Source organism: Methylotenera sp. (assembly GCF_030684185.1).
Taxonomy (GTDB): domain Bacteria; phylum Pseudomonadota; class Gammaproteobacteria; order Burkholderiales; family Methylophilaceae; genus Methylotenera.
On record NZ_JAUXOY010000028.1, the window covers coordinates 105,732 to 127,226 of the forward strand.

A 21,495-nucleotide genomic window follows, 5' to 3' on the forward strand; every position below is an offset into this window, starting at 1 on the left:
CCACTCTAAGGTTTAATCCCATTCCAGGGCGCCCTTCATCCACTCGTAAATAAAACCAATGACGAGCACACCCAAAAATATCAGCATAGCAATAAAACCAAACAGACCAATTTCTTGAAGAACAACCGCCCATGGAAATAAAAAGGCAATTTCCAAATCAAATAAAATGAACAAAATCGCGACCAGATAATAGCGCACATCAAATTTCATACGCGCATCTTCAAACGCTTCAAAACCACATTCATAGGGGGAATTTTTTGCAGAGTCAGGTTTATGCGGCGAAACCAGCAAGCCCAATACAAGAGGCCCAACGCCGACCGCCAAGCCCACGAGGATAAACATCAATATCGGAAAGTAATTTTCTAACACTTACCAGCCCCAAACTAAATCTCTGAAAACCGAACTTCTGAAAAGACCAATCAAATAAATTGGTAATATTGCTTTATTTTTACACGCCTTTTATTACACTATTACTACAAACACGGCGGCAATAATCACCTAATTCATTGCTTAAAACTTAATTGACCAACTACTTAATTCAATAACTACTGGTGCGACGGAGAGACTAGAACAATTCCTTAAAACCCGCATCATGACTTAACCTATCTAATTCTAATGATGTTTTTATACGGATTTTTATACGTTTTTTCTTTTGCTTGTACTTGTCCAGCCACACTAAATCAGGCGCAATTATAACCCAACATAAGCAAGCCTTACAAAGAAATACTACTCTAAAGCCTTATATGTACGTTATTTATAATAGGTGGTGTTAAACAATATCTAATTGGTCAATCGCCTGCATAAGCCTATCGGTTTCAACCATCGCCTTGATGATTTTTTGATAATGCAGAATATCCTCATAACCTAAGGTGCGACCTTTGCGGTCTTTAAGCCATTTTTGTGCTGGTTGGTAGCCACCGATATAAAACTCCCATGCAAGTTTTGGTACGCCTTCAAAATACTGCGTGCTATTGATATACACCTTGCCATCGTCATAGCGCGGCTTATCTACCAGGTTATTGCCATTTTCAGGGTAGCTGGTAATGAGTTGATTAATGGCTTCGCCTTCAAGCAAGTGCAATTGACGCAATTCACCGCCTAACGCTAATAGTTGCCAAAACTGTGTTGCATCACTTGGGTATGGCACGCGTGGAAAGTCAATTTTAAGAAACTCTTTGTAGGTTTCGCGGTATATTGGGTTATGCAATACTGCATAGATATAATCTAGCAAATCAATCGGTGCAAATGTATTGGCTTGGTCGGTTTTTTCTGTGGTAAATGTTAACTCTAAGCCTGTGGCGATAGCCTCAACAATTTGCATGTTGAAATTAGGTGTGCGAGTGGTTTCAGCTAGTAAGTCGGTTGCATCCTGGTAAACGTAAAGCGGAAAAAGATAGTCTTGTCCTTTATTTCCGAGATAAAACGTACCGTGAGAAATTATATTTCTGGTTAAAAGAGTGTGAGAAAAGCTTTTATCTACATGCTGTCTATTAAGAATAAGCCCTAAATTTTCACCCCCCAGCATGTGGCGCATGACATTTTGCCTATTTCTATCAATCAAATTAGCATCGTAATAAATCGCTTGAAGGTCAAATGGACGATAAGTAATCGTTTTAATAAAATCCGTATCGGACTTACCTTTATTTCTTACTTTGCTAACTTCAAAATCTGAATTATCTTTTAAGTTGAATTCACGTTTAATCTCATCGTCACTAATACTTAAATCGTAAAAGCGCTGCATACGATTACTCAAAGCCTGCTGACTAATATCAATGACAAAATGGTCACGGTGGGTCTTAACTCCGCTGGAGCTTAATATAAACAATTCGTTGATGGAAAATCCTTTTTGATAGATTTTCTCAATAGCCGCATCTTTTTGAATAAATAAATACTCAGGAGCTTTGAATTGGATTTGCTGCCAAGTCAAGTTGGCAATTGTACTTTCATGGAGTGCTTTGTATTTAGCTTCACGCTTACCATACAAGCCATGATGAAAAACTTGCGCCAAACTATCTTTAGCTTTTTTACCTGTTTTTATAAACAAGTTAATACTTACGCCCTGCATGATGTCAAACACGTTTTCGTCTTTGCTACCATCAGGCGCAGTTTCTTTTCTTTTGGCATCACCATGTAAATCTAAAATATATATTTCATCAAAACTTTCCAGCAAGTTTTTGCGCATTTGTCGGTGAATCAGGCCATCAATAAAACTGTTGTTGCTAATGTAGGCCAGCACGCCTTCACTATTTTTATCAACAAAGTGTTGACCAAAGCGGATGAATTTAATGTAATCGTCTGATAGTGGCTGAATGTTGCGTTCATTCAAATCTTTCTTATAATCTACTAATAGCCTATTTATCCACTCGCTTTTATTACTGCTGCTCACAGCATAAGGCGGATTACCCATTACCACCATCACTGGTGCATCGCGCTTGATGTGATTAGCCTCATTAGCCTCTGTGCTTAACCAACTGGCAAATAAAGTGCCAGTATCAGGGTGATGTTCTTCAAGGCTGTTTGTAAGGTAAACGCGTAAGCGCTCTGCATTACCTTCTGGTTTATAGCCTGTTTCAGTCAGCAGCATATCCAGCTTGAGGTGTGCCATCGCGTAGCTGGTCATCAGTAGCTCAAAGCCATTCAGGCGGGGTATCAAATGCTCCTTAACGTAGCCTGACCATGCTCCCTGCATTTTTGCAAACTGACTGTCGTAAATGTGCCGTATGGTTTGTGCCAAGAATGTACCTGTACCAGTTGCTGGGTCTAGTATTTGAACGCGGTGTAATTCATGCTCTCTTTTAACCAGCTTGCCTTTGCTGCCAGCTTCAATCGCTTCTATCGTTACTTTGGTTTTGCTGGTATCTGCCAAGCCCTGTGGCAGCTTAAAGTGGGTTTTGAGTATGTCGTCTACGGCTCGCACAATAAAGCTCACCACAGGCTCTGGCGTGTACCAAACACCACGAGATTTACGCAGTTTTGGGTCGTACTCAGCTAGGAATGTTTCATAGAAGTGAATAATTGGGTCGTGCTGCCGTGTGCTTTTACCAAAGTTGTGCATGACGCTAGCAACATCGGTAGCAAGGAATATCAGCACCAGTTCATCTACTAGCCAAGTGAGGCGGTTATCTAGCTCGTAGCCTGCAATGTACTGAAATAGCTTACGCAAAAATGGATTGCTTTGCGGTATGAGGGTCGCAGCTTCTTGGCGTGAGAATGTGGCTAGTGTCGGGTCGTGGTAACGTGCTGCAAACAAGCCGTAAGCGATGGTTTGCGCGTAAATGTCAGCGAAGCTGGTGTTATTGATGTCGTGAATTAAAATGCTTTTAAATGCCGCCATTTGCCCTTGCAGGTCGGTGGTGCATTGCGCTTTATCATCTTCATCTAAAGCGGATTTAATCACCTGCGCCATCAGTTTGGCTTTAGCCGCCATCATTTGTGCCAGCGTGGTGGGTGATTTAATCGTTTGGGTAATCTGTAATGCGAAGTTTTCAATTAGCGCGGTAAAGCGGTCAAAACTGTCAGGCTTGGCGTAGATTTTGCCGTTCTCAATAGTGGCAATTAAAACACTCTCAACTAACGCACCGTTTTTATAGAAATGAAACTCCAAATAGTCTGTAATAATCAGATTGTTTAACGCAGCTTTGTATCGGTCAAATTGCTCTTTATGTACTTTATCACCCAGCTTAACGCCTACGTCTTTAGCTTCAATATAGCCGATGGGGATGTCTTTACGGGTAAGGATGTAATCAGGTGCGCCACACTCAATGCGCTTGGGCTCGTTGGTCACCGCTACATCTTTTAGCAAGCTGGAAAGTAGTTGCTGCAAGTCACCACGATAGCTATGTTCGGTGCTGTTGCCCGCATTAAATAGCGAGCTTACATTGCCAATGTATTGTTGAATATCCATAGGTGCGCTTATTATTTTTTTGAAGTGTATTTAATGATAGCACCGAGATTGATTGTCAAAAAATTAACTTGATTATAATTTTATGTGGTTAGCTTAGTCATAATAACTAGCAATACTTAATTACCAACCAGTTGTGCAACGATAGCACCCGCGGACAATGCTAGTGCTACTAGCGAGAGACCAATAGACCAGAGTTGATGCCGATGCTCAAGGTTATGATTAGCTAGAATTGCTGCTAAATATGGAAAATTAACCGCATGATGTTTTTTTCCAGCCGCAAGTGCAAATAGATGTGTAGTTATATTATCTGCTACTTTGTATCTATGTTTTGCATCTAAGTGATAGTAAAGATATCCAAATATTAACTCTGGCTTACATTTCAATTTATCAGCTACTTTTGTAACATCAATAGCAATATATGGGTCGTTTTCTCCAGGCTTATCTCCAGGGTAATCAGGCTCATAGATTTCATAAATGCAACGTAAAACTTCTCTTTCTGTAGGTGGCTTATTTGTCATTGTGCGCAACCTTGGATATAGAGACCAATGGGACTCTAATTAATAAAAAAAATATTTGGATTCATGGTTGGAATCCCCTATTCCTATTAATTATAGTCTAACCTAAGTATTACCTTGTTTTTTGACTTTTAATTATTAGATTTACCTTTATCAAAGCTTTAAAAATAATTCCATTAGAGTTTTATACATGGATGTAAGCAAGTGCAATTCTATTACATTGGCAAGCTTCTACTTACACTTTTGGTTTACTGTAATAAGCTGACGTTTTCAGCGAAGTTGCCCCAAAGACTTCATTTGTATTGCATTCCGTTGAATTTGTTAAATTCCTCACTTGTTGGTCTGATTGCAACAATATTCTCATTAAACGCTGCGCTTGCTACTGCGGCATATTCAGATAAAGTGTTAGGCAAATTGACTTGTTTATAGGCATTAGTCCAATTTTCATCTTTGAAATGTCTAATCATTACAAGATTTGGTTTGTCAGACGTAAACAGCAATTTTATGGTTGTTTAGATTTCCATCATTATTTATCAAATAATAAGTTTTACTTTGCCTTATTTATTCACCAAAAACTTGCGCAGAGCCGATTTATTTCTGCATTATCTTTAAGCTCTTGTTGAGCAATCTCCAACTTATATTTAAGCTCATTTTGTAAACGCGCTTTTTCTGCTGCTACTACTGATTTATCTTCTTCTACATCCCGATAAAGATAAGTTGGTTTACCAACAATATCGTAACCACCTGTAAATTTAACGGGTGCGGCTTCTGCTGATTTCACAACGCCAGATAATAGCGACTCATACTGTGCAACTGAATGTTTTTTTGATGTACATTCTATGATTGGTAGCCATTTTTTCCCGATTTTTGATGCAATACTTGTCTGGTGTGTTAATCGGTCAAATCTATATATTTCATTGTTACCTGTAATATAGTCATACCTGAACCACCATGCTAGGCCACAAAGCCCACATATAATTAACAACAGTTTCTTTTTACTAATAATAATTTCCAATTTCAATTGCCTCCGCAACAAATCAATAAGTCAGAACTTTAAGCTAAACTAGATATGCCTGTACATTCAATGTGTTTGCACCTCCTATTATTTCACCTGAAGTCCGTCAGGACATTATTAGCTCCTCTTGTCGTTAATGCCTTAAAGTAGATAACCCTATTGCTCTTTTCTAATTTTTATACCTGCTACTCGCAGGCCTTATAATTGCGTTTTTTACATTCTCCAGCTAATTTCTGTGCTTCTGCAATTTGACCTTGTGTCATATTTTTTGCAATAGCATTACGAAGTTTCACTGCACGACTGTCCCCATTACTTGCTGCCAAGTTTGCCCAAAGATGTGCATTAATTAAATCTTTCGCAACGCCTTCACCTAAGAAATACATGTTGCTTAATCCAGATTGCCCTGCAGGATGTCCCTGCTCTGCAGCTCTTTTATACCAATCAACTGCTTGCTTATAATCTTCTATCACTCCTTGACCTAATAGGTACATGGTACCAAGTGTAAATTGTGCAACCGCATGCCCTTGCTCTGCCGATTTAATGAGCCAGTAAGCTGCTTGATTGTAGTCTTGAGCAACTCCTTTGGCATTGTGATACATAAGTCCGAGATTATATTCAGCGTCAATGTCCCCTTGCTCGGCAGCCTTTCTGAACCAGTCAGCTGCCTGTTTGTAATCTTGAGCTACACCTTGACCATAGTCATAAAAAATTCCAAGATTATATTGTCCAGTTACATTTCCTTGTTCTGCAGCTTTTCTGTACCAATCAATTGCTTGTTTGTAGTCTTGCGTTACTCCTTGGGCCTGAGAGTACTTAAAACCAAGGCTAGCTTGCGCTGCTGCATTTCCTTGTTCTGCAGATTTTCTATACCAATAAGCTGCTTGAGTATGGTCTTGAGTTACACCTTGACCTTGGTCATACATGTTTGCAAGATTGTATTGAGCTGATGAATATCCTTGCTCTGCAGCTTTTTTATACCAATCAACTGCCTTCTTGAAATCTTGAGTTACACCATCACTGTAAATTACACCAAGATTATATTGTGCAGATATATTTCCTTGCTCTGCGGCTTTTTTGAACCAGTAAGCTGCTTTACTATTATCTTTTGTTACCCCCTTACCTTGCTGATATAAAATACCGAGGTTATATTGAGCATCTTCATTCCCTTTTGAGGCAGGCATTTCATACAACTCTGCCGCCTGATTATAGTCTTGCGCTACGCCTTGGCCTTTCTCATACATATATCCAAGATTCGTTTGAGCTTTTGAATTACCAAGTTCTGCTAATGACTGAAATAGTTTAATTGCCTCTACAAAATTTCCTTTTTTGTACTCCTCAGTAGCATCTTCATATTGTCCAGCATTTGCTAATCCACTAAGTAATATCAATAAGGCAGATAAACAAACAATTGAAATTTTCACGCAGGCTCACTTTTATATAAATCAATATGGAAATGCAAAAAATTTCACATCATCATTGGTACAACTTTAATTGCTAATCGTACCATTGAAAATATAGAAAGTACCATCAGAGGCTACCCATTAGTAACATCTCAATTGCTGCAATTATTAACTTTTTTATCTAGTTCATGATTGATTTTTATGGTTAGTTATTTACTGTAATTCATACTAAATGCTTACCCCAATTAAACATATAGCCCTATTGGGTTTATTGGTAACTTAGGTTGATACAAACATCCCCGTAAAATACCCGTAATATTTATTGACTCAAGTTGATAAATGCATTGTAAATATCAATCGGTTTTAATCTATTTCAGGCACGATTAAGAATTTATAACAAAGCTATTAAGCTGTCCTTAAACACGCGTAAACCAATTACATTGACATGCTACTACTTACACTTTTGGTTTATTGTGAAAAGCTGGTGTTTTCAACGAAGTTGCCCCAAAGACTTCCGCTATTTTGGGTTCATTTGAATTGGTCAATTCCTGTGTTTGCTGGTCTGATTGCTGCAATTTCGCTACCAAACTCTGCCTTTGTTGCATTGACATACCCTTTAAGAGATGGAAGCATATTTGTTGTGACATAAGCATTACTCCAATCTACATCACTGAAATTATCAACCTTACCACTATTTAGTTTCTCAGAAGAAAAATTGGCTACTGAGCATATTTGATTACTGCAAACTGCATACTTTTTACATTCGTAGCCATATAAAACCCCGAAGAGGCACGAAGAATGCCAGAGAATGTAGTGTTGTTAGTAACTTGAACAGCTGCGTCACCACCTTTTTCCTTAACTTTGTTTGCAACCGCAGACCTAATCATTGACTCATCTCCAATTCCGCTACCAACCTCACTTACTACCATGCCCACAATTGAGTATTTACGAGGTGGAGAACCATTTGCCCAAAATTCAACACCATTTACAATAACCTTCGTACCACCTTCACCTTCGTAAAGATTGTTTTTTCCTTCATATGGCTGAAAGTCAGTGGTTGCACACCCAGTTAGTAAAGTTACAAGGAATAACGTAATAAAAAGGCGCATTGATTTTCTTTCAAAGTGTGAATGTAGGTTGTGGAAAAATAAAGATACAACTGGCGATAAGAATTCTGAACGGTCTCTCTAATAACTAAGCAATACTAAATGCTTACCCCAATTAAACATATAGCCCAATTGAGTTAACTCTTAATTGGGCTGGAGCAAACATCACCGTAAAATACCCGTAATATTGATTGATTGAAGTTGATAAATGCATTGTAAATATCAATCGGCTTTAATCCGCTTTCTAACGCGCCATGGATAAAAGCTATGTTGCTGTGCTTTAATCGCGTACAAGCTCATTGCGTAGTGGCACCACTACTTATATTTTTGGTTTGCCGTTAAAAGCTGGCACCATATTGATTGACAGCGACAATTTCAAAGAGTAACTTGTTATCTCGGTCTTTCATTTTATTAGCTACGCTCGCAAGTACGGGATGACGAGTAGCTAAATCTGAAAGGCCGTTTTCGTTTCTAGCAGACATCAATTGGTAGAATCATAGCTGTCATCGCCCAAATCATAGGCAAAGCCTTCAACAACTTGTATTGCTGTTTCAGACTTGCCCTAACCTTACAATTAACCTATTTAGCTAGCTGATTATGCAAAGACCCAAAATTGATAATCTGTCATATCTCACTTTCCAGTATATTTATTAAATCATTCTTGTGCGTTTTGATTAAAACCGCTAAATCGTTATCAATCCAGCGGGCTTGCTTTACCTCTAACATATCGCCATTTAGCGTAACGACAATCTCACATTCAAGCATTGCATTTAGTAGGTCGTTTGCGTTGTTGATGATATACATGATTAAAACCTCGCAACATCATCATTAAAGTGTGCGTGTGTAGCAGCAGCTAAAATATGCGTTTTATCCGTAACAACGTCACAACCTAGTATTGGTGTGGGTTCTAGCGTTACCTTTTTGTTACTTATTACTTTGCTATCCGTAACAACGTCACAATTGTTACTCATGCTATCCGTAACAGTAACAACATCCGATACACTCAAAGCCCCGCCGTTATTGGCTTCCAGCAAAATGTTACCTTGTGACGGCAAATTTAGGGGGTCTGTGAGATAACGTGCAAACGCGTCATTGAACTGCTCACACTCAAACCCTTTTGCAGTTTCATAGCCGTTAATGCGAATGGTTTTTGATGCAATGCCATAATCTTTAAGCTTATTTGATAGTTGCCGTGGGCTTAACTGTTTACCTCGGTTATAAGTAGCCCATGACTTTTCGCTATCTTCACATAACGCATTGATTAGTTCGGTCGTGGTTATTTTAATCACTTGTTTAGCTTCAAACACTTCTTGAATATCAGATAGCAATTCATTGGCACTACTCACAGGCGTTTGCGTTGCACCTGATAGCCTTAACGCTGCGTTCAATGCAGTAACAGGCCAATGCCCACCAGCCACACTAGCAACCTGTAATAGCGGCTCCCAGTTATCTTGGTCACGGTCGCCTAGCGCATCAGGTAGGTGTGGCCGCGCTTCTTTAACTTGCTGGCTGTAGTCTTCAGCAAATCTAGCTAACTTACTGGCTAACACTTCAAACAATCCAGCTTCAGCACGGCGCAATCGCTCAACATTTTCACTAGCGGTCTTGCGCCTTAATTCAAACACAATAGAACGGCTGGTAACTGTTTCCGCTAGCTTGATAGCGTTAATGCCCGCAATGGCTTTCATGCCCCACACATTAAACTTAGTAGGCACAAAATCATCGTTTTTAGCAACGCTACGCCACACGCTCGCACTATCCCGCGTATGTCCTGCGTTGATTAATCCGCGTAATTCCTCATTGTCTTTGAGTACAGTTTCAATTTCATCAATAAACAAAGTGGGCTGGTAAGCTTCAATCATGCGAAATAATACGCTTGGACTAATACCACTAGCTTGGGCGGTTCTAGGTGCAAGTCTTGCCAGTACGGTAAGTAATTGAGTTTTACCGCAAGCGCGTTCAGGCGCATTGATTAAGGCAATCGGGGCGCAATCAATCACGTCAATAAACCAACACGAACTCACCCACAATGCGGCGGTTTGTGCCTGGTGTTTATCCAGCACGATAAACCGCTGTATCGTGTGCGTAATGTCATCAAGTAATTGCGCTGGATTAATAGCCTCATTCCAAGGCTCAATATCTGCAAAAGGCGAATCATCTTGGTTCAAGCTTTCACGTTCTGCTTTCACCATACTATCAAGCGTTTTTATTTGAATGTTTAATACTTTAGCTTGGTCTTTTCTAACGCGGTCATACTCAATTTTATTAAGCGTTGCCAGCCATGCAATGACTTCATCATCAGTTTTCGGTAATACCTTTGCATCAACAACCAATAAACAATCGCTTACAGGGGCTTGCATAGCGTCATTTTTAAGCGGTAAAGCTTCAATATCTGTCTTTATTGCATTGCGCCCGTGATACTGGTCAAACCATTGCAACCAATCCACACAATCACCTTTTACAGGTAGATTAAGCTTATCAATATCAATCTGTTTTACCTTTGCTTTTACGTCATTGAGTTTAACAAGTGCATCACTCACATATTGCAATCCAGCCGGGTCATTGTCAGCCCACATAACAACCTCACGGCCTGCGAGCATTTGCCAGTTCACATCATTAGCACTACTGGCACCGCCGCTAGTAGTTGCAATCAATCCCAGCTTAACAAGTGCATCGGCGCATTTTTCACCTTCCACTAACCACACTGGTTTATCAGGATTGTTAGCTATTAGTTGAAGGTTATACAGCGGCTTACCATCGGTAAAACCTAATGCCTTAAAATCAGGCTCTTTTAACAGCGTCCAATTGCCTGCATCATCACGGCTTAATGGCCTAATCCACTTGTCACCACTTGCATTAACCATGCGTAAGCGCACATATAAGATGTTGCCGTCAGTGTCTGTGTATAGGTGTAAGCCATCGGATTTATAGCCTTGGTTGCGTTGTTTTTCAGTGATTGTTTTGGCAGCTTGTTTAATGGTGTCAAGTTCGGTCATTTTGCACCCTCTATCCATGCGCCTAATTGCTTACAGGCTTCTATAAAGTTAAGGCCGTGTTTGTGCATATGAAAAGCTAAAACATCCCCGCCATGAGCGCCACATACCATACAGCGATACGCGCCTTTTTCTACATTGATACGTAGACTAGGTTTTGTGTCAGGATGAAAGCAACATATAGCATCACGCCATGCGCCAGTGCCTTTTAGGGTAATGTTTTGAGATTCGTAGTATGGGATTGAGCTAGGCAATGCTCTACGTGAAAACTTGCCCGCGTATTTGGGTTTCGCGTTTTTCATGTTTACACCGCCTTTGCTGCTAGAGCTGCTCGTACTAACCTAACTGACCATGCCGTTGTGCGCTCGGTTAGCTTTACGGGCTTCGGGATAGTTGAGTTTTTTACGCCCCTCCAAATTGACGCGCTTGAAACACCATACAAACCTTTCATTACAGGCAATCTAATATAGGCACTATCTGGAAGTTGGTCAAAGTTTTTGAGGGCTTCGGGGATTGTTTGAGTTAGTTCTGATTTTAATTGTTGCATTTTAAATCACTCCATTTAAGACAACGTCATGTCGTCAATGGATAGTCATTTTATGCACTAAAAAACTCTATAAAAGGCACGTAATTAATGATTTATTTTACGGAAAAGTTTAGTCGGTGTTTCGTTCCGCTATTTCATGCGCAGCAAGTGCCGCCAGTTTGTTAAGGTGACTTTCAGTTAACGTTTCATCTGCAAGTTTTTGTGTGGTTTTTCTTACCACCTCTTCACCGCCTTCACCTTCAGGAAAAATTGCATCTGCCATTACACGGTTTGGGATTTTTACCCCTTCAATTTCTGCCCATATGCTTAAATCCAAGTAAGGTAATACTCCAAATTTAGCCCAGCCATCAAAATCTGGTCGTAGTTTGTTGTCAATGGATACACCCACTTGCTGTAATGGGCTACGTAAATTTATTAGTAATCGCTTAAATTGCTCAATTAGCGCTTTATCTGGAAGTCCCATATCTACGCTCACATGTATATGTGAATCTTGACTTTCATTTATGTTACTAACAGGTTCATCAAGCCAAGGCTTGAAGGGATAATCGTCAGGAAAATCAAGGGGAGGTATCAAAAACATATTAAAACGATTTCTAAAATAATTTCTGGCGTACGTGCGCTTCTCGCCTTCAATATTATTTTCTATGAGATAGAGTTCTTGAACAGTTAGCCTATGTACTCCTAAAGAGTAATTAGGCTTTTTAGCTTTAAGCTCATAAAGTTTGTCGGTCAAAAAAAACGCTCCAAATGATGCGCTATCATCTACGTAAATAATAGGACTTTTCTGAAGGAGCATGAATTGGTTTTTAATAACATCACTAATATTACTTTTTAAGTATTTCCTAATATCATGCCGCACTAACAATTGCTCATACCACCCCGCCGCATCAAGTGTTTTTGCCGCATCATATTTTTCAAGTATGAACCACGAGGGTAGCTCTCTAAAGTGCTTAATAGATTTTATTGACAAAACACGCCCCTTTACGCCCTAAATTAAGAAACCACACCATTCGCTAAGGGTTGCGAGGTTCGCCCCGTCGGGCTAGGTGTGGCTAAACTGGTTAATTATTCTCTAACTAGTTGCAGGTAATGTATTGTTGCTTTTTTATTCTCAACCGTGAGCTTTAAAAAATTTGCTGTTATAGACAATTCTTGTTCTGTAAGTTTAGGTAAACATTGCATTATCTTGAGTAAATCATTTAACTTTTCAGTATCGCTAATATTCATACCTGATAACCTCATTTTTAAGTGGCGTAAGCCTTGCCGTAATCTTGCCCTAGCAAATACTAGCCAATTTCATTAAATTGCTTAGGCTTGCTTAAATGGCAATACCTTTGCGCCATCCCTAGCAATGTCTAATTGGTCACTCCACCATTGCGCTAGCTTTTTACGTTCAATATCGTATGTAGCTTCGTTATAAGTTGCGCTGATAGCGTTTTCATCTTTGTGCTGTAAAAATGAGTCTATGGCTTCTTTTCTAAATAATCCGCTTTCATTGGCTTGAGTGCTAAAAAAGTGACGGCAACCATGTGGCACGATATGGTAATCAGAAAATACGGCGTCATAGGCATTGCTAATTGCTTTATCAGAAACGGGCTTGCTGGTGAGTCTGCCTGTAAATAAATACTCGCTATGCCCTGTATATACTTTTAATTGTTTTAACGCGTCTAAGGCTTGCTTTGATAGCATGATGGTGTGAGGCTTGGTCATGTACTTGCGTGTTTTAGAACGCTCTAGTGGCAATGTCCATATTGCAGTGTCTAAATCAAACTCCACCCATTTAGCGCACCTTAGCTCGCTTGGTCGTTGTGCGAAACTTAATTGTAAATAAACGCATGATGCCACCTCAAAACTGCCAGCATATTCAACTAGGTTACGTAATAGCTTGCCAGCGTCTGCCATTGATTGTAAGTGAGGGAATTTACCACCGACGTGCTTAATTAGTCGCTCGTCTTTTAGCGGTATTGGGTTCTCAGATATAAGTTTGTCACTCAATGCAAAATCAAACACAGACTTAATCCAGCCTCGTGTTTTTTCCATAAACTCTAAGGCACCACGTTTTTGCATAATCAATAAACACTTACGCACTAGCTGATTATCAATTTCACTAATGGGGTGCTTACCAATCACGCCATATACATTAGCGTTAAAAGTTTGTTTGATTTTTAGGTGCGTACTGGGTGCTAGTGTTCGCTGTTTAATTGCAAGCCAATCCTCTGCAACCCTCTGAAAGGTATTATCCGCATCTTTAGACTTTTGGTGCTTAGCCAGTTTAGCTTCTAGCACTGGGTCAACATGCTCAATCTTTACCTGTTTGCGCTTTTCGCGTGATTGCTCACGAGCTTCACTTAATGAAAGCTCAGGGTAAGTGCCTAACTGAATTAGTTTAGCCTTGCCGTGTAGGGTGGTACGAAGCTGAAAGTATTTGCTGCCGTTTGGATGTACAAGTAAAAACAAACCGTTACCATCACGAAGCGTGTACTGCTTCTCTTGAGGCTTTGAAGCTTTAATTGTAAGGTCGTCTAGTAAATCAGCTTTTAATTTTGCCATGAAAACGTATAAAAATTATGTGTAAGATGATTTTATACGTTTTTTTATACATATTGTAAAGCGACATTATGATACGACATGATGCGCCGTGAAGCGCATTATTGGGATAACTCATTGTATTTATTGAGGTTTGATACAGAATGATACTACTTGAAACTAACTAATGGTGCCGACGGAGAGACTCGAACTCTCACGACCTAAGTCACAGCCACCTCAAGGCTGCGTGTCTACCAATTCCACCACGACGGCATTTTATTGAGCTTACGCCCAAGAAATTTCAACTATTTAGGTATGTCTTGCGTAGTTGTCGTATTTGCCTCAGCAGGAGTTGATGCAGGCACATCTACGGCCTTAGGGGTAACGTTTTGAGTGACACTTGCTTTAATGACACTGCCACCGCTTTCTTTATGGCTAGCCATATAAGCAAGCGTTAGACTTGTGGCAAAAAACACTACCACAAAGGCTGCGGTTGCGCGACTCATAAAGTTAGCTGAACCCGATACACCAAACAAACTGCCAGATGCACCAGCACCAAACGAAGCGCCCATATCCGCACCTTTGCCATGCTGTAAAAGCACTAAAGTAATGACGCCTAGCGCTGCAATAACATGAATTACCAATACAAATTTTTCCATTTTCCACCTAATACTATTTAATATTTACAAGCTTTGCCTTCACTTACACACCATTTCACTCTCTAGGTTGCAGCGCGACATATTCCTTCAAATTCTTGTGCGTTTAACGAGCACTTGCCGATAAGACCGCCGTCTATATCCTGCATAACGAATAATTGTACCGCATTTTGAGGGTTTACGCTCCCCCCATATAGGATTTTCAGGCTTGCCGCAGCCGATTTATCTAACACAGCAACCTTGCCTCGAATAAACTCATGCATACTTTGAGCTTGATCTGAACTGGCCGCCAAGCCTGTGCCTATTGCCCAAATTGGCTCATATGAAACCACTGCATTGGCAAATACTCCGGCACCATAGGTATTGATAATAGTGTCTAATTGCTTACCTACCACCATTTGCATAACGCCTGCCTCGCGCTCAATCAGCGTTTCACCGACACATAAAATTGGTATTATTCCATGCGCTTTAGCTTGCGCGAATTTAGTTGCAATATTTTCGTCAGACTCACAATAAGCAGTAGCTCGTTCTGAGTGACCAATAATCACATAGCGCGCGCCAAAATCTTTTAACATTACAGCGCTCACTTCACCTGTATAGGCACCAACAGCGTCCTTACTTATATTCTGCGCACCCCAGGCAATATTGGTGTTTTGTAGTATAGATTGCGCTTGCGCGAGGTAAGGGTAAGGTACACAAACCACAACATCGATATTATTTATTGGAGTGATTTTTTGAATGTAGGCCTCTAACAACTGCTTATTGGAGGCTAAGTTACCATGCATTTTCCAATTGGCTACTACTAACTTTCGTGGCATGTGAACCCTAATATTTTTATATAATTTTTGCACTTGATTTTAATGCACTTCTAAAGCAGCGCCATTCTAGCTATTATGCACTATTGCAGTCAATTCAAGCCGTTAAGTCTATTGATTGTTTGACGTACTTCAATGATGACTTCTGAGGCAGTCAAACCGACTGGGCCGATGCCTTTTGCAACTAAAGCATCCGCCGCCGCACCGTGCAAATAAACGCCAAGTTTTGCAGCTTCTAACCCGCTTAAGCCTTGCGCAATGAAACTGCCAATAATACCGCTTAGCACATCCCCAGTACCGCCACTCGCTAGCCCTGCGTTACCCGTGGTGTTCAAAAACCAACTGCCGTCATGATGTGCAACAATGCTACCAGCCCCTTTTAATACACAGCTTGCGTGAAATGTACTCGCTAAGTTCAGCGCACTCTCAGCACGATTTTTCTGGATCGCTTCACTGTCAATTGCTTGCAATCTAGCCGCCTCCCCTGCGTGGGGGGTGATAACAGTTTCAGCATGGCGGTTTTTGCAAATTGCGCCTAAATGAGCATGCTTGGCAAGCAAATTAAGGGCGTCCGCATCCAGCAGCATCGGCACATCTTGCGCTAACCAAAACTCTAGCAATTCAATTGCGGTATTTGATTGCCCAAGCCCTGGCCCAATAACCACACAATTCAATTGCGTCAATTGAGTTAAATCAGCTGGCGAACGAAACATGATTTCCGGCTGATTTAAATCCACACCAGGCGCGTTACTGGACAACACTGCCGCGTAAACACGCCCTGCGCCACTGAACAAGGCGGCTCTTGAGGCCAACAGCACTGCGCCTGCCATACTAAAATCGCCGCCTATAATCGCAACACTACCAAACGAACCTTTATGTGCATCAATTTTACGCGGAGGCAAAGCAGGCTGAAACATGCTTTGCACTAAGTGATGCGCGTTGGTTTTTTCAGTGTTGATAATATTTCATCCCGGATTTTAGTTTCACTTGCATTTAAGTTTCACTTACTACGTATCGTACATTTAATTGCACTTTTTGCGAACCATTGTAGCTATTGGTTTGCAGTTGATAAGCCGCCTGAATTTGATCAGGTAAGAACTCGGGCTGATTAAAACAAATGGCATCAATCACAATCGAGTCTTTTTTTAAGCTTAATTTTAAATGCTTCTCACCCAGTACGCGCTGATTGACCACTTTAAACGCATCGTAAAACAAAGGTGGCGCAAAACCCTGACCCCAAACCTGATTCTCAAGAGTTTGCGCGACTTTAAACGTCATTTCGTGACTATCCAAACTCCCGTCAACCTCAAGGATAGATTCTAAATCAGCTTCTGTAATCAGGCTTTTTACTACGGCTTCGAAGCTATGATTAAAAAGTTTAAAATCAACCTGTTTAATGGTAAGACCAGCTGCCATGGCGTGTCCGCCAAATTTCAGGATTAAATCGGGTTGGTGTTTGCTGAGTAAATCTAACGCATCCCGTAAGTGCAGGCTAGCGATGGAGCGACCAGAGCCTTTAAGCAAACCACTTCCCGCATCAGCAAATGCAATCACAGGGCGATGATAGCGCTCTTTAATACGCGAGGCTAGAATGCCAATCACGCCTTGGTGCCAGTCAACTTGATACATACTGATAGCAAATTGATTGGCCACATCAATGTCGTCAAGTGACAGATTAGCCCCATCTTGCATATCCGCTTCTATGCTGCGACGTTGCACGTTTAAATCCTGCAGGCGATGCGCAATTTGAGTAGCTTCAACCTCAGAATCGGCCAGCAAACATTGAATGCCTAGCGTCATGTCATCCAACCTGCCAGCGGCATTCAACCTTGGGCCTACATAAAAACCCAAATCCTGTGCATTAGTCGTTTGCGGCTGCCGGCCACTCACGCGTAATAAAGCTAAAATACCTTGCGAGCATGCACCCGCGCGAATTCTACGCAAGCCTTGCTCTACTAAAATACGATTATTGTCATCCAGTTTCACAAGATCTGCCACTGTACCAAGTGCAACTAAATCAAGCAGCTCAGTTAAATTTGGCTCTGGTTTTTCCCTATAATGTCCACGCTCACGCAGCTCTGCACGTAAAGCGAGCAAACAATAGAACATCACGCCCACGCCTGCCAGATTTTTACTTAAAAAATCACAACCATGCTGATTCGGATTGATAATGCAAGCGGCTTGTGGCGTCACTTGACCTGGCAGATGATGATCCGTAATCAATACTTGCATGCCAAGTGCATTGGCAGCTGCCACGCCATCTACGCTGGCAATACCGTTATCTACGGTAATAATGATGTCTGGGCTTTGCAACGCTGCGAGCTGAACAATTTCAGGTGTTAAGCCATAGCCGTACTCAAAACGATTCGGCACTAAAAAATTAACGTTTGCGCCAAACATACGCAAGCCTTTAACGGCAACAGCGGTCGCGGTGGCGCCATCAGCATCATAATCACCTATCACTAGCAATTTTTTATTAGCAGCAATCGCATCTGCCAATATCTTCGCCATTGCTACGTTATTAGTGAGCGTACTGGGTGGCAACAAACCACTTAGATTTGCCCTAAGCTGCGTCGCATCAGTAACACCACGTGCAGCCAATAAACGTGCCATAAGCGGCGACAGCCCTGCTGCCTGCAATTGCTGCTCTGCTTGTAGCTGAGTTTTACGTTGTACTATTTTGGTCATGATGGTTTTATCATTCAAGGTAATCGATTACAGGTTTTGGCTTACGCCAAAATTTGTAAGTGTCTATTGGACTTATATCTATCGTTAAACTTTTTTCATAAAACCCTAAATTTAAAGTTATGCGTTTGATTTTTTTTGATTTTAATGCAGCAAATAAGGGACGAAACCAAACCTCATCCAAGTTATTTATTTGCGGCAAGTGCAGCCGCACATGCTGTGCAGTACTTTGCAAAACTTCATCTAAATTGGCTGGTAATGTTTTGTAGGGCGTCTTTGCCAACTTTGCCAGCCCTTGATAAAAGACAGTATTGGCTAGAATCAAATCCATATCATGATGTAAGGCATTCAATTGCGGCATCGCACCGCCACCTGATAGCCAAACACTATTAGCTGCAACTTCACCTGCAGATTCTCGCGCCTCATTGACTGGATGCTCATGCAGCAACATCTGCACCTCATTTAGTACAGCCAACCACTTTGAATATTCATCACCTGTCGGCAAAAATTGATGAATATTTTTATCTATAGCAACACTAGGCAAGCTTGTTTTAATCTGCGGAGTTTTATCACAACGCAGATACCAAGCGCCTGATTTGCCGATAAAGAATGCTAAACCGTCTTGAGCGAAATGTTGATTCAAGCTGACAATCAAAAGTTCTGCATGTTCACGCGCCACAAACAATGGCCCTGGCTCCGCTAAACTAAAGCAATCGCGTTGCAATGCCAAATGAACAGAATCAGCACGCAGCCAATAAGCATCGCCTACATCCAAACCATCTACCGTAGCGGAAATAGCAGCTATCGGATAATCTGGTGTAGCTTGCAATGCAAATTGCTCACAGACTAAGGTCTCTAGCGGCTTGTCTACTCGGCTCACTTGCCCTTTAGCCAGCAAGTTCGCTAAACTGCTGTCAGTTTTCAAGCCTGATAATTCTGCGCTTAAAACGCAATCTATTGTTATTTCCACGCGCTATTCTTAAGTAGAGTTGATAGCCTAGATTTTACTTGCAAGCTTGGTGACTTGGGAGTTTTAAAAAATAAAAAGCCCAGCAGCCATAATTTGGCTGCCGGGCTTCAAAAACACTTACGTTTTATAAGTTAACAATTACTCATAAACTAATAATAACGGCGGTCACCTCGATGCTCTTCATAACGGTCATCACCACCGCGACGATTATCCCAGCCTCCACGATCATCGCGATTATGTCGTCTGTGCTTACCTTCCCAGCCACGGTTGTTATAGCTATAGCGCGCTGGCTCAATATAAGTAATCTGTGAAACGATGCGACTGCGCGGCTCTATAGCAACACTTACATCAATATATCTACCAGGCTGATCATTTGTCACCGTAGTATAGGTTCTACCGTTGTATTCATACGTGACCAAATAGCCAGTATTCACCGTTTGCCAACTATCAACCTGGTAGCAACTTTGAACTGGCACAGTGCGGGTACTGCCATAATTACGTTGATTGTTAGCAATACTATTACCGGTCATTGCACCAACGCCAGCCCCTACCGCAGCGGCAGCCACGCGACCATTACCTTTACCGATCGTACTGCCAAGTAAACCACCTGCAATACCGCCGATTAACGCACCTGCAACATTGTTATTACCTCCATTACTGTAGCTTTGTTGCTGATATTCTGTACGGCATTCTTGACGTGGCACATTCACACGCTCCACTTGAGGTGTAGCTGAAAGCACACGGGCTGTATCGGTGTATTGATCAGTAGCCATGGCTGGCGCTGCAAATATAGCCGTCAATAAAGCTGGCACCAGCATTTTTACTCGCACACTTTTAGTGATATTCAATTTAAGGCCATTCATTTTTATTTCTCCTCTTTTTCTAGGCTCATTAAGCTAGAACTTAGTTACGCTAATACCTAGCGCGATAGATTGATTTTTACTTCTCAATCTCTGCGATAGATTCTGCAGATGGTCAGTTAACGCGTCTATTTTCAATTCGGACGACTCGCAGTTGTTACAAATTTGTAACTAATGATTTTCATTAGCAAGCCTAATCTCATTATTAGAAGCCTTAATGATACTTATTTGCAACAGTGTGACGTGAGTTACATAGTATTGATGAAATAGCGCGAATACTGTACTTAACTGCTCAGGTATAGAGCAGACCTTATAGATATAAAACTTTATTGATATAAAATTTTGGAGACCTATCATGAATACAATCAAGCAATTAATTCTAGTAGTTGGCCTGACTTTTACCAGCTTTGCTTTTGCTGGCGAGTTTGGCGACCACTGTACCACTGGCCTATCTAAAGGTTCGCTGGTCAAAACCAAATGTACGATTAACGAGTTATATAAAGGCAAAACTTATTGCTTTGGCAATGAAGGTGCGCGTGATTCATTTTTACTCGACACAGACAGCACTATTACCAAAGCAGCTACGTTTTATGCAAAAAACGCCGAGCCTGAGCGCGAAAAAATCAGCCAAGCCGATGCCCTTAAGCAAATTAACAGCAAAACCTGCGACTTAAGCAACAAAGATGCTGGTTACTTAGTCTTTAATGGTATGGATTTGAGCCACTGCAATATGCAGAATGTAAGCTTTTTTGGTGCTGAACTGATGGGCGCTAAATTAAAAGGGGCAAATCTACAAGGCGCCTATTTAAACCTGGCGCGACTTGAAAATGCTGATTTAAGTAACACCAACCTGACTAATGCAACTATTTTTCAGGCGATTTTTGATAAAACCAACTTCCAGGGCGCCAACCTTACCAACGCACGCATGATAGGCACGCTAGGCAATGTAAATATGAGTGACGCCACTATTGTAAAAGGCCGCTTTGGTTTAGATATTGGCAACCAGCCAATGGGCGCGATGCGTTTTGATGCGATTGGCGGAAAATTTGCCAACACCAATTTTGAAGGCGCAGACATTAACCGCAGTAACTTCAAATTTGCTGATTTTAGAAACGCCAACTTACGAAACACTGATTTATTTCGTGCGGACTTCAGCAAAGCCGATTTAACCGGTGCCGACATTACCGGCGCTAAATTGGATGAGGCGATTTTAGATGAAACAATTATGACTAACGTGAAAGGTTTAGAGGCCATTAAAGGCTATGAAATAGCCAAAGGAAAATGCATAGATTGCGCACTGATTGCCAGCAAACCAGAATCAAGCATAGACAACCCAATCAAGTTAAGCAGCATTGATATGATGACCGCAGAAAATCCGGCAATGAAAGTATGTAATATACGCGGTGCCAGATACTAACTTCGTCAGCAATTTTCATAAAATATTACCACGGTAAATTCCAAAAGCCCTGAGAGCCATATACATACTGGCTCTCAGGGCTTTTG

20 protein-coding genes and 1 tRNA gene are annotated in these 21,495 nt (G+C 41.1%); 1 reads left to right on the forward strand and 20 read right to left on the reverse strand.

The window, feature by feature from the left end; genetic code table 11:
- Window positions 1-12: 12 nt before the first annotated feature.
- The 20 genes from Q8J82_RS11775 to Q8J82_RS11875 all read right to left on the reverse strand — a co-directional run bounded on the left by Q8J82_RS11775 (window position 13) and on the right by Q8J82_RS11875 (window position 19,995).
- Window positions 13-369: an NADH-quinone oxidoreductase subunit A gene (locus tag Q8J82_RS11775; RefSeq protein WP_304909584.1), complete on the reverse strand. Its 357-nt coding sequence runs from the start codon at window positions 367-369 to the stop codon at window positions 13-15.
- A gap of 400 nt (window positions 370-769) precedes the next feature.
- Window positions 770-3,904, reverse strand: coding sequence for a type ISP restriction/modification enzyme (locus Q8J82_RS11780; protein ID WP_305328366.1), 3,135 nt, complete (start codon window positions 3,902-3,904; stop codon window positions 770-772).
- A 116-nt stretch (window positions 3,905-4,020) separates the two neighbouring features.
- A complete protein-coding gene (locus Q8J82_RS11785) occupies window positions 4,021-4,422 on the reverse strand; it encodes a hypothetical protein (RefSeq protein ID WP_305328367.1) in 402 nt (133 codons plus the stop codon).
- Between the two features lie 562 nt (window positions 4,423-4,984).
- Entirely contained in the window at window positions 4,985-5,434 is a 450-nt protein-coding gene (locus tag Q8J82_RS11790) for a hypothetical protein (protein ID WP_305328368.1), read from the reverse strand.
- Between the two features lie 185 nt (window positions 5,435-5,619).
- Window positions 5,620-6,855 carry a tetratricopeptide repeat protein gene (locus tag Q8J82_RS11795; RefSeq protein WP_305328369.1) on the reverse strand — a complete coding sequence of 412 codons (1,236 nt, stop codon included), beginning with the start codon at window positions 6,853-6,855 and terminating at the stop codon, window positions 5,620-5,622.
- Window positions 6,856-7,289: 434 nt separating this feature from the next.
- The gene (locus Q8J82_RS11800; RefSeq protein WP_305328370.1) at window positions 7,290-7,439 is read right to left on the reverse strand and encodes a hypothetical protein; all 150 of its coding nucleotides are present in this window, start codon (window positions 7,437-7,439) and stop codon (window positions 7,290-7,292) included.
- Window positions 7,440-7,553: 114 nt separating this feature from the next.
- A complete protein-coding gene (locus Q8J82_RS11805; protein ID WP_305328371.1) occupies window positions 7,554-7,943 on the reverse strand; it encodes a hypothetical protein in 390 nt (129 codons plus the stop codon).
- 335 nt (window positions 7,944-8,278) lie between these two features.
- Window positions 8,279-8,422: a hypothetical protein gene (locus Q8J82_RS11810; protein ID WP_305328372.1), complete on the reverse strand. Its 144-nt coding sequence runs from the start codon at window positions 8,420-8,422 to the stop codon at window positions 8,279-8,281.
- 142 nt (window positions 8,423-8,564) lie between these two features.
- Window positions 8,565-8,744, reverse strand: a complete 180-nt coding sequence (locus Q8J82_RS11815) for a hypothetical protein (protein WP_305328373.1) — start codon at window positions 8,742-8,744, stop codon at window positions 8,565-8,567.
- Between the two features lie 2 nt (window positions 8,745-8,746).
- The gene (locus Q8J82_RS11820; RefSeq protein ID WP_305328374.1) at window positions 8,747-10,936 is read right to left on the reverse strand and encodes a DUF3631 domain-containing protein; all 2,190 of its coding nucleotides are present in this window, start codon (window positions 10,934-10,936) and stop codon (window positions 8,747-8,749) included.
- Window positions 10,933-11,235, reverse strand: coding sequence for a CHC2 zinc finger domain-containing protein (locus Q8J82_RS11825; RefSeq protein WP_305328375.1), 303 nt, complete (start codon window positions 11,233-11,235; stop codon window positions 10,933-10,935). Before Q8J82_RS11825 ends, Q8J82_RS11820 begins: the two co-directional genes overlap by 4 nt.
- A 354-nt stretch (window positions 11,236-11,589) precedes the next feature.
- Window positions 11,590-12,450: a DUF6387 family protein gene (locus tag Q8J82_RS11835; RefSeq protein WP_304908817.1), complete on the reverse strand. Its 861-nt coding sequence runs from the start codon at window positions 12,448-12,450 to the stop codon at window positions 11,590-11,592.
- A gap of 338 nt (window positions 12,451-12,788) precedes the next feature.
- Window positions 12,789-14,030, reverse strand: coding sequence for an integrase arm-type DNA-binding domain-containing protein (locus Q8J82_RS11840; protein ID WP_305328376.1), 1,242 nt, complete (start codon window positions 14,028-14,030; stop codon window positions 12,789-12,791).
- A gap of 164 nt (window positions 14,031-14,194) precedes the next feature.
- Window positions 14,195-14,279 (reverse strand) — tRNA-Leu (locus Q8J82_RS11845).
- A gap of 32 nt (window positions 14,280-14,311) precedes the next feature.
- Complete coding sequence (gene secG, locus Q8J82_RS11850) at window positions 14,312-14,665, reverse strand: preprotein translocase subunit SecG (RefSeq protein ID WP_305328377.1); 354 nt, start codon at window positions 14,663-14,665, stop codon at window positions 14,312-14,314.
- A 62-nt stretch (window positions 14,666-14,727) separates the two neighbouring features.
- Window positions 14,728-15,480 (reverse strand): triose-phosphate isomerase, encoded by a 753-nt coding sequence (gene tpiA / locus Q8J82_RS11855; protein ID WP_304891337.1) that lies wholly within the window; start codon window positions 15,478-15,480, stop codon window positions 14,728-14,730.
- Between the two features lie 89 nt (window positions 15,481-15,569).
- The gene (locus Q8J82_RS11860) at window positions 15,570-16,394 is read right to left on the reverse strand and encodes an NAD(P)H-hydrate dehydratase (protein WP_304891338.1); all 825 of its coding nucleotides are present in this window, start codon (window positions 16,392-16,394) and stop codon (window positions 15,570-15,572) included.
- A 76-nt stretch (window positions 16,395-16,470) separates the two neighbouring features.
- The gene (recJ, locus tag Q8J82_RS11865; RefSeq protein WP_305328378.1) at window positions 16,471-18,165 is read right to left on the reverse strand and encodes a single-stranded-DNA-specific exonuclease RecJ; all 1,695 of its coding nucleotides are present in this window, start codon (window positions 18,163-18,165) and stop codon (window positions 16,471-16,473) included.
- A 10-nt stretch (window positions 18,166-18,175) separates the two neighbouring features.
- A complete protein-coding gene (locus Q8J82_RS11870; protein WP_305328379.1) occupies window positions 18,176-19,132 on the reverse strand; it encodes a hypothetical protein in 957 nt (318 codons plus the stop codon).
- Window positions 19,133-19,281: 149 nt separating this feature from the next.
- Window positions 19,282-19,995 carry a glycine zipper 2TM domain-containing protein gene (locus Q8J82_RS11875; protein WP_304891341.1) on the reverse strand — a complete coding sequence of 238 codons (714 nt, stop codon included), beginning with the start codon at window positions 19,993-19,995 and terminating at the stop codon, window positions 19,282-19,284.
- Window positions 19,996-20,347: 352 nt separating this feature from the next.
- On the opposite strand from Q8J82_RS11875, the gene Q8J82_RS11880 reads away from it, so the two are divergent.
- Window positions 20,348-21,409 carry a pentapeptide repeat-containing protein gene (locus tag Q8J82_RS11880; RefSeq protein ID WP_304891342.1) on the forward strand — a complete coding sequence of 354 codons (1,062 nt, stop codon included), beginning with the start codon at window positions 20,348-20,350 and terminating at the stop codon, window positions 21,407-21,409.
- Window positions 21,410-21,495 lie beyond the last annotated feature (86 nt).